Below are 14,352 nucleotides of genomic sequence, written 5' to 3' on the forward strand. Positions count from 1 at the left end.
CGCCCGCGAACGCTCGTTCCAGGCTAAGGGCTGTCCCGTTCATCCCGGGCGGGCGCACGACGACAGCCACGGCGCCTCGCCGCGCCGGCGGAACGCCCGTATACATCCAGGGCGTCCAGCGCTCCGTCCAGCGTTCGGTCCAGCGGCGTGCGTGAGGGTGGCGGGGACGCGGCCCACCGTGTCCCGTCCGACGAACGAGTGCCGCTGCCCCGGAGAGTGGAACGTGCCCTCTGCCCACCGCACACCGCGACCTTCCCCCCGAGCATCCACCGACCCCCCTCTCCTGCACCGCTGGGGCCGCCTGGCCGCCGCCCGCTCCCGGCTGGTGATCGGGATCGGCGTCCTCCTGACCGTCGTGGGGCTCGTCCTCGCGGCCGGGGCGATGGACCGGCTCGTCCTGAGCCGGTTCGAGACCCCGGGCTCGGAGTCGGTGACCACCAGGGCAGCTCTGGAGCGCGAGTTCGTCACGGGCACACCGAGCGTGCTGCTCCTGGTGACGGCCCGGCAGGGGACGGTGGACGACGAGCCGGTCGCGCGGGCGGGTGACCGGCTGGCGGCGGAGCTGGGGCGTGAGGACGGGGTGGCCGAGGTGGCCTCGTACTGGTCGCGCGACCGGTCGCCGACCCTGCGCAGCATCGACGGCAGACAGGCCCTGATCGTCGTCCGCATGGCCGGTACGGTCACCGAAGCCCGTTCGGAACTGGCCCGGATCTCCCCGGAGTTCACCCGGGACGAGGAGCTGTTCACGGTCCGCGTCGGCGGCGGCGACGAGATCTTCCGCCAGGTGGCCGAACAGTCCCGGCAGGACTTCCTCCGGGCCGAGCTGATCGTGTTCCCGCTGGTGCTGCTGCTGCTCTTCGCGATCTACCGCCGCTTCTCGGCGGCGGCGCTGACGCTCGGCATGGGCCTCTTCTCGGTGATCACCACACTGGCGCTGATGCACCTGGTCACCTACGCCACCGAGGTGTCGACGTTCGCGGCCAACCTGGCGCTGGTGATGGGCATCGGACTCGGCGTCGACTACAGCCTGTTCGTGATCAACCGCTTCCGCGAGGAGCTGGGCCGGGGCCGCCCGGTGCCGGACGCGGTGGCCCGTACGGTGGAGAGCGCGGGCCGTACGGTGGCGTTCAGTGGCCTGACGGTCCTGGTGTCCCTCTCGTGCCTCCTCCTCTTCCCGTTCCCGTTCCTGAGGTCCTTCGCGTACGCGGGGATCGGCACCGTGCTCACGGCGGTCTTCGCGGCGCTGGTGATCCTCCCGGCGGCACTGGCGGGAGCGGGGAGCCGCGTGGCGTCCAGGCGAGCGACCAACTCTCGCGAGGAAGAGGGCTGGTGGCACACCACAGCCCTGAGGATGATGCGCCACCCGCTCCGCTACGGCATTCCGGCCCTGGCGGTCCTGCTGGCGCTGGCGGCCCCGGCACTGGGCCTCACGTTCGGCACCCCCGACGAACGGGTGCTGCCCGAGGGCGTGTCCAGCCGCGTCGTCCAGCAGGAGATCCGGGAGAACTTCGCGGCGGAGGAGATGGACGCGATCCAGGTGCTGCACCGGGGCCGGCCTGGAACGGCCGCGAACGGTAAGGAGATCGACGCCACGGCCACGGCACTGTCCCGCCTCCCCGGGATCTACCAGGTGGAGGCCCTGACGGGCAGGTACGCGCAGGGCGAGAGGACGACGCCCCCCGGGACCGGCTACACGGACCGCTTCGCGCACCGGAAGAACACGTGGTACTCGGTGGTGGCGACCCACGAGGGCCTGACCGAGGATGTGGAGGGCCTGCTCTCCGCGATCAGAGCGACGGCGGCCGGAGGGGAGAGCGCACAGACCGATCAGATCAGGATCGGCGGCTACCCGGCCGAACTGGCCGACTTCCGGGCCACGTTGGTCGACCGGCTGCCGCTGGTGCTGGGCCTGGTCCTGCTGGTCACCCTGGTCGTGCTCTTCCTGATGACCGGCAGTGTGCTGCTCCCGCTGAAGGCGACGGTGCTCAACGTGCTGAGCCTGGGCGTGATGTTCGGTGCCCTGGTCTGGGTCTTCCAGGACGGCAACCTGTCCGGCGCGCTGGGCTTCACCGCGACCGGAGCGATCGAACCGAGCATCCCGATCCTGATGTTCTGCGTGGCCTTCGGCCTCTCGATGGACTACGAGGTCCTCATGCTCTCCCGGATCAAGGAGGAGTACGACCGCACGGGCGACCCCACGGCCTCGGTGGCGACGGGCCTGGAGCGCAGCGGCCCGCTCATCACGTCGGCGGCAGTGGTCATGGCCGCGTCCTTCGCTACGTACGCGTCCTCGGGCGTGGTGTTCCTCAAGATGCTGGGCCTGGGCATGGTGGCGGTGATCCTGATCGACGCCACCCTGATCCGCGCGGTCCTGGTCCCGGTCCTGATGCGCCTGACCGGCCGAGCCAACTGGTGGGCCCCGCGCCCCTTGGCCGCCCTCCACCGCCGCTGGGGCCTGAGGGAGTCGTCGCCCCCGGCGCCTCCCGCCGGCCTCCCGGACGGCGAGCCCGCCCGGACCCCGAAGTCACCGACGCCGACGCCTTGACGGTCGGCGAGGGGGCCGGACGCGGTGATCAGCGGCGCGCCGACGCGCCTCGGTTCGACCGCGTGGTGCGGGCCCCCGCCGAGGCGGTGGCCGGGGCGGTGGCCGGGGCCCGCGCAAGGGACGGCCGGGAGACCTTCCCCTGCCCGGTCTGGCGTGGAGCCTGGCGCAAAGTCGCGTCAAGTTGTCCGGGGAGGCCCATCTGTACGGGTGAAGGGGCGGCTCATCGGGGGCAGGGGCCGCGATGAGCGGCCGTACGATGGGCGCCCCGCCGCCCCTGGAGCCAACGTGTCGGATCACGCCCCGGACCATCCGCCGAAGACCCCGCCTCCGCCGAAGCGCCCGATCTCCCCGCCGCGCCCGGAGACAGGCCCGGTCGGTACGGCGGGCCGCCGGATGCCGGTTCACCACAGGCGATCGGTGAAATGGCTTCTGGAATCCTCCTCCTGGGCGCCCAAATTGGCCTCGGACCACGTGGTCCTCCAACTGCATGAGTGGGGCCACCGCGAAAGGGATCGGCCCGCGACGGATCTGACCGAACTACTCGTGCGCATGGCCGCCGCGGACGGCGGGCGCCAGGTGTCCGTGCAGCTCGCGGACCAAGGGCGACAGGCGCTCATCGTCGCCTTGTCCCACCGGCCGGTGCGCCCGGTTGTGGACGGCCGGTCGCTCTTGGAACTTGCCGGGTTGGGCGCCGCCTCGTGTGGGATGGACACGGCCGAGGACGGTCGTCGGGTGTGGGCGGTGCTCGACTTGTAGCGGCCTGCTCATCGACGGCGTCGGGGGAAGGCATCCTCAGCCCGCCGTCATTGGTCACAACTCCGTCACCGCCGGAACATTCCGGCTTCCTGGGGTGTGTTCGGGCGGCTACGGTCGGCCTTCACGAACCGCCCGAGGGGGACGAGTTGAACACCCGCACACGCACCGCCGCGCTCGCCTGTGTCGCCGCCATGGCCCTTGTCGGTTGCGACCCCGCCGACGCCGGTACCGACGCGAAGCCCGAAGCCTCCGCGGCAACCCCCGCCAGTGAAGCCCCCACGTCGTCGCCGGCCAAGGAGAAGGAGCCGGCCGAGTCGAAGGCGGTCCCTGACTTCGTCGGCATGGGACTCCAGTCCGCACAGGACGCCGCCCAGAAGGAAGGGTTCTACTCGCTCAGGTCCCATGACAGTGCCGGTCGTGGCCGTATACAGGCCTTCGACCGGAACTGGAAGGTCTGTTCGCAGAACATGGCGGCGGGCAAGGTCATCCCCACCGACACGGTGCTGGACTTCGGCACCGTGAAGCTGGAGGAGAAATGCCCGGCCGATGATGCGAAGGAGCCTGAGGCGGTCGGCGGAGAGATGCCGAACTTCGTCGGGAAGTCCGTGAAGGTCGCCCGCAAGGCACTCGACTCCAGTACGTCGATCACCGTCAAGGATGCGGCCCAGGACCGGATGGTCCTCATGGAGAGCAACTGGCGGGTGTGCACCCAGTCTCCGTCTCCCGGAACCGCTCTGAACGGGCAACCGGTCGAGTTCACGGCGGTCAAGTTCGAGGAGAGCTGCTGACGTTTGCCTGTACGGCTGCTGTTTCTGGGGTGCCCCCGCTCGCGCGGGGACCACTGCCCTTGTCGATCTCCTCTCCCATCTGCCTACGGGGTGCCCCCGCTCGCGCGGGGACCACAAGCACTCGAAACCGGCCGCCGCCTCCAAGCGCGGGGTGCCCCCGCTCGCGCGGGGACCACACTTCCTGACCTGCTGGTTTATGGGGGCTTTGCCAGTCCTTGACCCTCGGGCTGTGTGCTCACCTCTACATGATCACAGAGGGGGGGGGTGGTCGGACGCGGCGAATTCGTGAGTCGTGCGCATGGCGGGTGGCTCGGCGGAGAGCCGTAAGGGCGCCCCCGCTGAACACGGAGGGGGGCAACCCCAGTGGCCGACCAGTCGCTCACTCACTCCCGCAGCTCCTCCAGCCGAGCCAGCGCATCGCGGGCCAAGGCCTGCTCCTCCGTGGTGAGTTGAACCGCTTCCGCCATCTCCAGCCACCCCCGTGCCCCCTTCGCATCCCTCAGCCGTTGCGCGAGGTCCCCACGCAACACCAGCAGCTGCAACCGCTGCACCGGAGTCGGCTGTTCGCCCTTCAGGTTCAGTACCCGGTCGATGATCCTGGCGGCCCCCGGGAAGTCCTGCTTCGAGTCCGCGAAGAGGTCCGCCATGTGCAGGGCGCGGGCGAAGGCGTCCTTCGGTGCCGCGTCGGCCGGGTCCTCCGGGCTGTCGTCGTCGATCGTCTGGCCGACCCGGATCGTGTTGCCCGTCGGGTCGGTCGCCAGGAACTGCCGCACCCCGTACGACATGTCCTTCAGCGGGCCGATGCGCGGCAGCCCGCGCGTCGGGATGCGCCCATACGTTGCCTTCAGGCCCGACCGGAACGCGGCGTACAGGCCGTCCACGTCCTCCGTGAGCACGTAGCAGCTGGCGTGCGAGGTGCTGGGGTCGTAGTCCTTGAGGCCGTACAGCTGGATCTCGACGGCCCCGCGCTCGACCACCGCGTACGCGTACGGGCTCTTCTGCAAGTGCGTCGTCTCGAAGCCCAGGGCCGCGTAGAAGTCGACCACGGACTGGAGCAGTTCCGTGCGGCAGGGCAGCAGAGGGATGGTCTTCTCGGTCATGGCCTTGAAGGTAGTCAAATTTGATTACGCGGGCAATGGGGTATGACAACGGCCCCGTCAGGTCGATGACCGTGACGGGGCCGCTGGGCAGTCGTCGTACGTGAGACGGAAGGTCAGGCGGAGAGTTCGCCACGCTTGACGGCCATGACGAACCCGGACCAGCCCTGGGGCGAGAAGGCCAGCGTGGGGCCGGTGGGCGTCTTGCTGTCGCGTACGGGGACGGAGGCGTGGCCGTCCGCGACCTCCAGGCACTCGCCGTTGGCCCCTCCGCTGTAACTGGACTTACGCCATTCGGTCAGGGCCGCGACGTCAGTGGTGGGCTCGGTGATGTGCATGTTCGTGCTCCTCCGCGATGCTTCTGACGAGCGCCACCGACTTTTGCCGCGAGGCCGCGTCACTCAGGGCGAGAGTGTAGGAGGTGCGGCAGGCGTCAACCAGCGCCGGATCGTCCAGCAGCCGCCCGTTGTGAAGCCCTTCGATGTACGCCAGCGGGGCCGCGTCCGCGAAGGACAGCAGGTAGAGCATGCCCTCCAGAAGCGCGTGTGCTCCGCAGGCGAGGGGCAGTACATGCAGGCGTAGACGGCCCGAATCAGCCATGTCCGCCACCTTGTTCAGCTGTTCTGCCATCACCTGCGGTCCACCGATGGAGCGCCTGAGTGCACCCTCGTCCAGCAGAGTCCAGGTTTCCGGTGCCGACGCCTTCTCCAGTAGAAGTCCTCGTTTGGCGCGGCTGACAACCAACTCGTCAACCTCCTCGGCGCAGTAGTTCGGGCGGTAGGCCTGGAACACGGCACGTGAGTACTCCTTCGTCTGGAGCAGGCCTGGGATGAGTGACCCTCCGTACTGACGGATCTCCGTGGCCTCCTGCTCCAACTCCGCCACCAAGCCGAAGTAGTGGGCGAACGCCGGGTCCAAGTCCTCCAGCCACCGCTCGAAGAACCCGTCCGTCCCCAGCGCCTGGTCGATCCGCCGCGCGTCGTCCGGGCTCGGTAGCCGTCGCCCCGCCTCGTAGTGGCTGATGAGCGTCGGTGAACAGACCACCTCCCTCGCCAGTGCCTCCTGCGTCAATCCGGCGGCCATGCGGCGCAGCTTCAGCTCCTCGCCGTACTTCTCCCGTGCCGTACGCGGCCTTCCGTCCGCCTGCATGCGCCCAACTCCTCGATCTGACCAGCGTGCTGTCATGCCCGACCCCCTGGAAGCGTAGCCACTTCCGACCCCACTCTGTGATGGGTTCGCTACGGAAAGAAGCGGCGCCCATTCGTCCTCGAAGCAAGCCCGAAGCAAGCTCGAAGCAAGAGAGAAGGCCCCCATGAACCACCCCGCCACCTCACCCCCCACCCCGTTGCCGCCCTCCCCAAGCCCGTGCTCCACACCCGGAAGCGAGGTCCGCGCATGAGGGTCATGGGTGGGCAGAGCGGTGCCGCCGCGCGGTTGCTGCCGTGGACGGGCACGGGTGGGAGGCCCTGCTACCTCGTCGGGAGCGGCACCGGGTACGTGGCGCGGAGGGCCGACGAGGTGGAGGAGATCCAGCTCGACATGGCGTACGAGCTGCTCGGGCACGCCGACGGGCTCCTGGCCGAGGCCGACGCCACCGCGCCGCAACTCCATTTCCTCGCCAGTCGGTTGAGCGAGTCCCTGGCGCAGGTCCAGCGGATCGCGGAGAGCCGGGGGTCCCGGTTGGAGGCCGCGCTCGCGGAAGCGGGGCCTCACCTGAACAGCGACACCAGCCCGTAGATCCAGATGCCCAGGAACACGATCGCGAAGAGCAGGCACCCGCCGGCCGTCAGGACGTCCGACAGTCGGCTGCTCTCCCCGATGTCCCCCTTCACCTTCGCCAGGCCTTCCCACGTCACCGGGCGCCCGAGGGTGTCCGAGGCGGCCTCCCGTACGGCGGCCAGTTGACGAGCGGCGAACGGTGTCGGAGCCGCCGACTCCGGGCCGCGCCAGGCGACCGCGCGCATCCGGCGGACGGCGTTCGCGTACCGCTCCTCGAAGGCCGCCGTCTCCTCCGGGGAGCGGTCCTCCTCCAGGTACATCCAGCGGCCCGCCTCCGCCGGGTCCCCGTACAGGCGGTAGACCTCGGCCAGGCGGCGCCGGGGTGCCGGTTCGTTGGGGTAGGAGGAGACCAGCCCGCGCAGGCGCTGTCTCGCCACCGGTATGCGTCCGGAGGCGAGGTCCGCGTCCACGCGGGCCAGGGTGTCGTTCAGGGCCATGCGCTCATCATGGGGGCGGGGGAGGGGCGTGTACGAGTGGGTTGTCGACCAGGTCGGCCGTTCCCCGTCCCACCCCCAGGGCCGGGCCGCGAACCGCGTTGTCAGTGGCGGGCGGTAGCGTCGGGTCATGTCCAACATGGCCGTCGTCGAAGGGGTCCTGGAGAGGATCACGTACGCCAACGAGGAGAACGGGTACACGGTCGCCCGCGTCGACACCGGGCGCGGGGCCGGGGATCTGCTCACGGTGGTCGGTGCGCTGCTCGGGGCGCAGGTGGGTGAGTCGCTGCGGATGGAGGGCCGTTGGGGCTCGCACTCCCAGTACGGAAAGCAGTTCACCGTCGAGAACTACACCACCGTCCTGCCCGCCACGATCCAGGGCATCCGCCGCTATCTCGGCTCCGGGCTGATCAAGGGCATCGGGCCGGTCATGGCCGACCGGATCACCACCCACTTCGGCGTCGACACCCTCGACATCATCGAGAACGCGCCGAAGCGGCTCGTCGAGGTCCCCGGCCTCGGGCCCAAGCGGACGAAGATGATCGCGGAGGCCTGGGAGGAGCAGAAGGCGATCAAGGAGGTCATGGTCTTCCTCCAGGGCGTCGGTGTCTCCACCTCCATCGCCGTGCGCATCTACAAGAAGTACGAGGACGCCTCGATCTCCGTCGTGAGGAACCAGCCCTACCGGCTGGCCGCCGACGTCTGGGGCATCGGGTTCCTCACCGCCGACAAGATCGCCCAGGCGGTCGGCATCCCGCACGACAGCCCCGAGCGGGTCAAGGCCGGTCTTCAGTACGCCCTCTCCCAGTCCGCCGACCAGGGGCACTGCTTCCTCCCCGAGGAGCGGCTCATCGCGGACGGGGTCAAGCTCCTCCAGGTCGACACCGGGCTGGTGATCGAGTGCCTGGCCGAGCTGGCCGCCGATCCGGAGGGGGTCGTACGGGAGAAGGTGCCGTCGCCGGAGGGGGGCGAGCCGATCACCGCGGTCTACCTGGTGCCGTTCCACCGGGCCGAACTGTCGCTCGCCGGGCAGGTGCGGCGGCTGCTGCGGACCGGGGAGGACCGGATGCCCGCCTTCCAGGACGTGGACTGGGAGAAGGCGCTCGCCTGGCTCGCCACCCGTACGGGGGCTGTTCTGGCCCCCGAGCAGGAGGAGGCCGTACGGCTCGCGCTCAGCCGGAAGGTGGCCGTCCTGACCGGCGGGCCCGGCTGCGGGAAGTCCTTCACCGTACGGTCCATCGTGGAGCTGGCCCGGGCCAAGCGGGCGAAGGTGGTGCTGGCCGCGCCCACCGGGCGGGCCGCCAAGCGGCTGGCCGAGCTGACCGGGGCCGAGGCCTCCACCGTGCACCGGCTGCTGGAGCTGAAGCCGGGCGGGGACGCGGCGTACGACCGGGACCGGCCGCTCGACGCCGACCTGGTCGTCGTCGACGAGGCGTCCATGCTCGACCTGCTCCTCGCCAACAAGCTCGTGAAGGCCGTGGCACCCGGTGCCCACCTCCTCCTCGTGGGCGATGTCGACCAGCTGCCCTCGGTGGGGGCGGGGGAGGTGCTGAGCGACCTCCTCGCGGAGGGCAGCCCGGTCCCCGCCGTCCGGCTGACCCGGATCTTCCGGCAGGCCCAGCAGTCGGGCGTGGTCACCAACGCGCACCGCATCAACGCCGGGCAGCCGCCCCTCACCCAGGGGCTGAACGACTTCTTCCTCTTCGTGGAGGACGAGACGGCGGACGCGGGCAGACTGGCGGTGGACGTGGCGGCCCGCCGTATTCCGGCCAAGTTCGGCCTCGACCCGCGCCGTGACGTGCAGGTCCTCGCCCCGATGCACCGGGGGCCGGCTGGCGCGGGCGAGCTGAACGGGCTGCTCCAGCAGTCCATCACCCCCGGCCGCCCCGACCTCCCCGAGAAGCGGTTCGGCGGTCGTGTCTTCCGGGTCGGCGACAAGGTCACCCAGATCCGCAACAACTACGACAAGGGCGAGAACGGCGTCTTCAACGGCACGGTCGGCGTCGTCACCGCCCTTGACCTGGACGAACAGCGGCTCACCGTCCGCACCGACGAGGACGAGGAGATCCCCTACGACTTCGACGAGCTGGACGAGCTGGCCCACGCCTACGCCATGACGATCCACCGCTCCCAGGGCAGCGAGTACCCCGCAGTCGTCATCCCCGTCACCAACAGCGCCTGGATGATGCTCCAGCGCAACCTGCTCTACACCGCCGTGACCAGGGCCAAGAAGCTCGTCGTGCTGGTCGGGTCCCGTAAGGCGATCGGTCAGGCCGTCCGCACGGTCTCCGCAGGCAGACGCTGTACGGCGCTGGATTTCCGGCTCCGCGGCGGCTCGGGAGAAGACTTCGCGTGACCCCTGCGCAAAAATGATCGATCAAATCGGTGGCAAACATCACGGAGGTCTTCCGGAACCGCAGTCAAGGGGGCAGGATGAGTAAGTTGGCGGCACTCAGTGCCGCCAGTAGGTCCAATGGACGACCCCGAGTGCACTCTCCTGAGCCGAATGGGGGAGGGTGGAGACAGTCAGGGCACCTCGAAGAAGAGGCACTACGTCGGTGAGGGATGACGTGAGCGACAACTCTGTAGTACTGCGGTACGGCGATGACGAGTACACCTACCCGGTGATCGACAGCACCGTCGGCGACAAGGGCTTCGACATCGGGAAGCTCCGGGCCAATACCGGCCTGGTCACGCTGGACAGCGGATACGGCAACACGGCCGCCTATAAATCCGCCATCACGTACCTCGACGGTGAGCAGGGCATTCTGCGCTACCGCGGATACCCGATCGAGCAGCTCGCCGAGCGCTCGTCGTTCCTCGAGGTCGCGTACACGCTGATCAACGGCGACCTTCCCAAGGTCGACGAGCTGGCGGACTTCAAGAACGAGATCACCCAGCACACGCTGCTGCACGAGGACGTCAAGCGGTTCTTCGACGGCTTCCCGCGCGACGCCCACCCGATGGCCATGCTGTCCTCGGTCGTCAGCGCGCTGTCCACGTTCTACCAGGACAGCCACAACCCGTTCGACGAGAAGCAGCGCCACCTCTCCACGATCCGGCTGCTGGCGAAGCTGCCGACGATCGCGGCGTACGCGTACAAGAAGTCGATCGGCCACCCCTTCGTCTACCCGCGCAACGACCTCGGGTACGTCGAGAACTTCCTGCGCATGACCTTCTCGGTCCCCGCCCAGGAGTACGAGCTGGACCCGGTCGTCGTGTCGGCGCTGGACAAGCTGCTCATCCTGCACGCGGACCACGAGCAGAACTGCTCGACCTCCACCGTGCGTCTGGTCGGCTCCTCGCAGGCGAACATGTTCGCCTCGATCTCCGCCGGCATCTCGGCTCTCTGGGGCCCCCTGCACGGTGGCGCCAACCAGTCGGTGCTGGAGATGCTGGAAGGCATCCAGGCCAACGGCGGCGATGTCGACTCCTTCATCCGCAAGGTGAAGAACAAGGAGGACGGCGTCCGCCTGATGGGCTTCGGCCACCGGGTGTACAAGTCCTTCGACCCGCGCGCCAAGATCATCAAGGCCGCCGCCCACGATGTGCTGTCCGCGCTCGGCAAGTCCGACGAGCTGCTCGACATCGCGCTCAAGCTGGAGGAGCACGCGCTCTCCGACGAGTACTTCGTCTCGCGCAACCTCTACCCCAACGTGGACTTCTACACCGGCCTGATCTACCGGGCCATGGGCTTCCCGTCCGAGATGTTCACCGTGCTCTTCGCGCTCGGCCGCCTCCCGGGCTGGATCGCCCAGTGGCACGAGATGATCAAGGAGCCGGGTTCGCGCATCGGCCGCCCGCGCCAGATCTACACGGGTGAGGTCCTGCGCGACTTCGTCCCGGTCGAGGGCCGCTGAGCCGGGTCCCGTACCCGTACGTGTAGGACCTGCACCACCGCACCACCGCACCGCCGGGTTTCCGCACCACCCTGTCGTGCCCGGCCTCTTCGGCCGACTGCCTTCGCCCCGCGTACCGCGCTTCGCACAGAGCGCGGTGTCCGGGGCGATTCGGCGTTTCGGGGGGTGACGGGGGCCGCCCCAAGGGGCGGAAGGGCACGTCCAGGAACTGGAGCCTCGCGGCCACGGGGTCACCCGTAGGCCCTTCAGAGGCCGCCGGGCGGCCCTTGTCCTGCTGCGGGCGGCCTTGCGGCGGTTGTCAGGGGGCCCGGGCGGGCCCGGACGCGAGAAACGCCCCGCCGCCGATCCCCCCACGGGTCGACGGTCAGGGCGCTTCCCATATCCCGGAGCGGATTCCCCCCACGGGATCCGGCCGGGCGTCTCTGCGGGGAGCCGAAGCTCCCCATGTTGTTGTGCTGCGGTCTGCCGGGGTACGTACGCACGGGAGGGCCGCTCAAAGCTCCCCGGTGCACGTGCCCCGGCTCAACGCTTGCCACAGGAGCGTCCCCCAAGACACTCCATCGGACGTCCCCCAAGACATCCTTGGCATCGCACTCTAAGACTCATGAACCCACCGGATGGTTACCCTGAAGCCGGTGTGATCTAAATCTCTTTGTGGAAGTTACGTGAAGGCACGCAACCGGAGGCTGTTCGTGACGACGAACACGGACGAAAACGCCATGGCGGCTCCCGCGATCATTGGGTTGAGCAGGCCACTTGCAGCCAGGGGCAGAGCCGCGACGTTGTACCCGAAGGCCCAGAAGAGGTTGCCCCTGATGGTGGAAAGAGTACGCCTGGAAAGGCGGATTGCGTCAGCAGTCACCTTGAGATCTCCACGAATCAGCGTGAGGTCGCTCGCCTCGATCGCCGCATCCGTCCCGGTTCCCATCGCCAGCCCCAGGTCTGCCGTTGCCAGAGCCGCCGCGTCGTTGACCCCGTCGCCGGCCATCGCGACGCTCCGACCCTCCGCCTGAAGGCGCTTGACCACGGCCACCTTCTCCTCGGGAAGCACCTCGGCGTGCACCTCCTCGATGCCCACCTCGCGGGCCACGGCATCGGCCACCGCCCGGTTGTCGCCGGTCAGGAGGACGGGCCGCAGCCCCAGGGCCCGTAGCTCGGCCACGGCGCCCGCGCTGCCGTCCTTGACGGCGTCGGCCACTCCGAGCACGCCCCGCGCCGCCCCGTCCCAGGCGACGGCCACCGCCGTACGTCCGTGCGCCTCGGCCTCCGCCAGCGCGGCGGTCAGCTCCGCGGGGAGAAAGACGCCCGCGTCGGAGAGGAGGCGGGGGCGGCCGACGAGGACGGTGTGGCCGTCCACCACGCCTTGGACGCCGAGTCCGGGGGCGTTGGCGAAGTTCTCGGGGGTGGGGAGGGTCGCTCCGCCGAGGCGTTCGGCGGCGCCTGTGGCGACGGCTTGGGCGATGGGGTGTTCGGAGGAGTGCTCGATGGCTCCGGCCAGCCGCAGGACATCGTTCTCGTCGGTGCCGTCGGCGGTGTGGACGGTGAGGAGGGTCATCTTGCCGGTGGTGACGGTGCCGGTTTTGTCGAGGACGATGGTGTCGACGCGGCGGGTGGTTTCGAGGACTTCGGGGCCTTTGATGAGGATGCCGAGCTGGGCGCCGCGGCCGGTGCCGACCATGAGGGCGGTGGGGGTGGCGAGTCCGAGGGCGCAGGGGCAGGCGATGATCAGGACGGCGACGGCGGCGGTGAAGGCGGCGGTGAGTCCGGCGCCGCTGCCGAGCCAGAAGCCGAGGGTGCCCAGGGCGAGGGCGATGACGATGGGGACGAAGACGGCGGAGATGCGGTCGGCGAGGCGTTGGGCGGCTGCTTTGCCGTTCTGGGCGTCTTCGACGAGGCGTGCCATGCGGGCGAGTTGGGTGTCGGAGCCGATGCGGGTGGCTTCGACGACGAGGCGGCCGCCGGCGTTGATGGTGGCGCCGGTGACGGTGTCTCCGGCGGCGACCTCGACGGGGACGGACTCGCCCGTGAGCATCGAGGCGTCCACGGCGGAGGTGCCCTCGACGACCGTGCCGTCGGTGGCGATCTTCTCCCCGGGCCGGACCACGAACCGGTCCCCGACGGCGAGCCGGTCGGCCGGAACACGCACCTCCGTACCGTCGCTCCCGAGTACCGAGACGTCCTTGGCGCCCAGGTGCAGCAGCGCCCGCAGTGCGGCCCCCGCCTTCCGCTTCGCGCGGGCCTCCAGATAGCGGCCCAACAGGATGAAGGTGATCACCCCGGCCGCGACCTCCAGGTAGATCGTGGAACCCGCTTCGGTACGCGAGACGGTGAGGTCGAAGCCGTGGCGCATGCCCGGTACCCCCGCGTCCCCCAGGAACAGGGCCCACAGCGACCAGCCGAAGGCCGCCAGGGTGCCCATCGAGACGAGCGTGTCCATGGTGGCCGCGCCGTGCCGCAGATTGGTCCAGGCGGCGCGGTGGAAGGGCAGGCCGCCCCAGACGACGACGGGCGCGGCGAGAGTGAGGGAGAGCCACTGCCAGGTGTCGAACTGGAACACCGGGACCATGGCGAGCAGGACGACGGGGACGCTGAGGACGGCGGAGACGGTGAACCGCTGCCGGAGCGCGGCGAGGGAGGCGGCCTGCTCCGCTTCCGCGGATGCCGCTCGTACGTCGGCCGAGGCGGGCACCTGCTCCGGCGTCCGTTCTCCCTCCGGTTCCGGTTTCTGCTGCTCCCGCTCCGGGGGCGTGGCCGGGTGCTTCGGGGGTGTGACCGGGCGGGCCGTGTAGCCGGTCTTCTCGACCGTTGCGACGAGATCAGACAGCTCCAGCCCATCGGCGAAGGTGACGCGGGCCTTCTCGGTCCCGTAGTTCACCGTGGCGGTGACGCCGTCCATCCGGTTGAGCTTCTTCTCGACGCGGGCCGCACACGAGGCGCACGTCATCCCGCCGATCACGAGTTCGGCCTCGGAGGCGTTCGCGGCCGGGGTCCCTGCTGCTGTGCTGGCCATGTCCGAACTCCTGGGTGGTGCGGTGGTGCGTGACACGTGGGCCGGCCGCCGGTTGTCACCGGTCGCCGGTCGTGTCCGGTCGC

The 14,352-nt window shown here is 69.7% G+C and carries 10 protein-coding genes; 5 read left to right on the top strand and 5 right to left on the bottom strand.

The window, feature by feature from the left end; translation table 11 throughout:
* Positions 1–223: 223 nt before the first annotated feature.
* The gene (locus AC0682_RS08280; protein ID WP_478531657.1) at positions 224–2,545 is read left to right on the top strand and encodes an MMPL family transporter; all 2,322 of its coding nucleotides are present in this window, start codon (positions 224–226) and stop codon (positions 2,543–2,545) included.
* A gap of 902 nt (positions 2,546–3,447) precedes the next feature.
* On the top strand, positions 3,448–4,089 hold the full coding sequence (locus tag AC0682_RS08285; protein ID WP_478531658.1) for a hypothetical protein: 642 nt from the start codon (positions 3,448–3,450) through the stop codon (positions 4,087–4,089).
* Between the two features lie 383 nt (positions 4,090–4,472).
* Here the strand turns inward: AC0682_RS08285 and AC0682_RS08290 are convergent, their stop codons facing one another.
* The 3 genes from AC0682_RS08290 to AC0682_RS08300 form a co-directional block, all read right to left on the bottom strand.
* Positions 4,473–5,189, bottom strand: coding sequence for a bleomycin resistance protein (locus AC0682_RS08290; RefSeq protein ID WP_478531659.1), 717 nt, complete (start codon positions 5,187–5,189; stop codon positions 4,473–4,475).
* Between the two features lie 113 nt (positions 5,190–5,302).
* Entirely contained in the window at positions 5,303–5,524 is a 222-nt protein-coding gene (locus tag AC0682_RS08295) for a DUF397 domain-containing protein (RefSeq protein ID WP_478531660.1), read from the bottom strand.
* Positions 5,499–6,335 (bottom strand): helix-turn-helix domain-containing protein, encoded by an 837-nt coding sequence (locus tag AC0682_RS08300; protein ID WP_478531661.1) that lies wholly within the window; start codon positions 6,333–6,335, stop codon positions 5,499–5,501. Before AC0682_RS08300 ends, AC0682_RS08295 begins: the two co-directional genes overlap by 26 nt.
* Positions 6,336–6,581: 246 nt before the next feature.
* On the opposite strand from AC0682_RS08300, the gene AC0682_RS08305 reads away from it, so the two are divergent.
* Positions 6,582–6,923 (top strand): hypothetical protein, encoded by a 342-nt coding sequence (locus tag AC0682_RS08305; protein ID WP_478531662.1) that lies wholly within the window; start codon positions 6,582–6,584, stop codon positions 6,921–6,923.
* Here the strand turns inward: AC0682_RS08305 and AC0682_RS08310 are convergent.
* Positions 6,896–7,402 (bottom strand): DUF6584 family protein, encoded by a 507-nt coding sequence (locus tag AC0682_RS08310; RefSeq protein ID WP_478531663.1) that lies wholly within the window; start codon positions 7,400–7,402, stop codon positions 6,896–6,898. The two genes, AC0682_RS08305 and AC0682_RS08310, sit on opposite strands and share 28 nt — an antisense overlap.
* Positions 7,403–7,529: 127 nt before the next feature.
* Between AC0682_RS08310 and recD2 the strand changes: the two genes are divergently transcribed.
* Entirely contained in the window at positions 7,530–9,755 is a 2,226-nt protein-coding gene (gene recD2 / locus AC0682_RS08315) for an SF1B family DNA helicase RecD2 (RefSeq protein WP_478531664.1), read from the top strand.
* Between the two features lie 214 nt (positions 9,756–9,969).
* Positions 9,970–11,259 (top strand): citrate synthase, encoded by a 1,290-nt coding sequence (locus AC0682_RS08320; protein WP_478531665.1) that lies wholly within the window; start codon positions 9,970–9,972, stop codon positions 11,257–11,259.
* Between the two features lie 661 nt (positions 11,260–11,920).
* Here the strand turns inward: AC0682_RS08320 and AC0682_RS08325 are convergent.
* Positions 11,921–14,269 (bottom strand): heavy metal translocating P-type ATPase, encoded by a 2,349-nt coding sequence (locus AC0682_RS08325; protein WP_478531666.1) that lies wholly within the window; start codon positions 14,267–14,269, stop codon positions 11,921–11,923.
* Positions 14,270–14,352 lie beyond the last annotated feature (83 nt).

This window comes from Streptomyces sp. NPDC043746 (genome assembly GCF_056436485.1).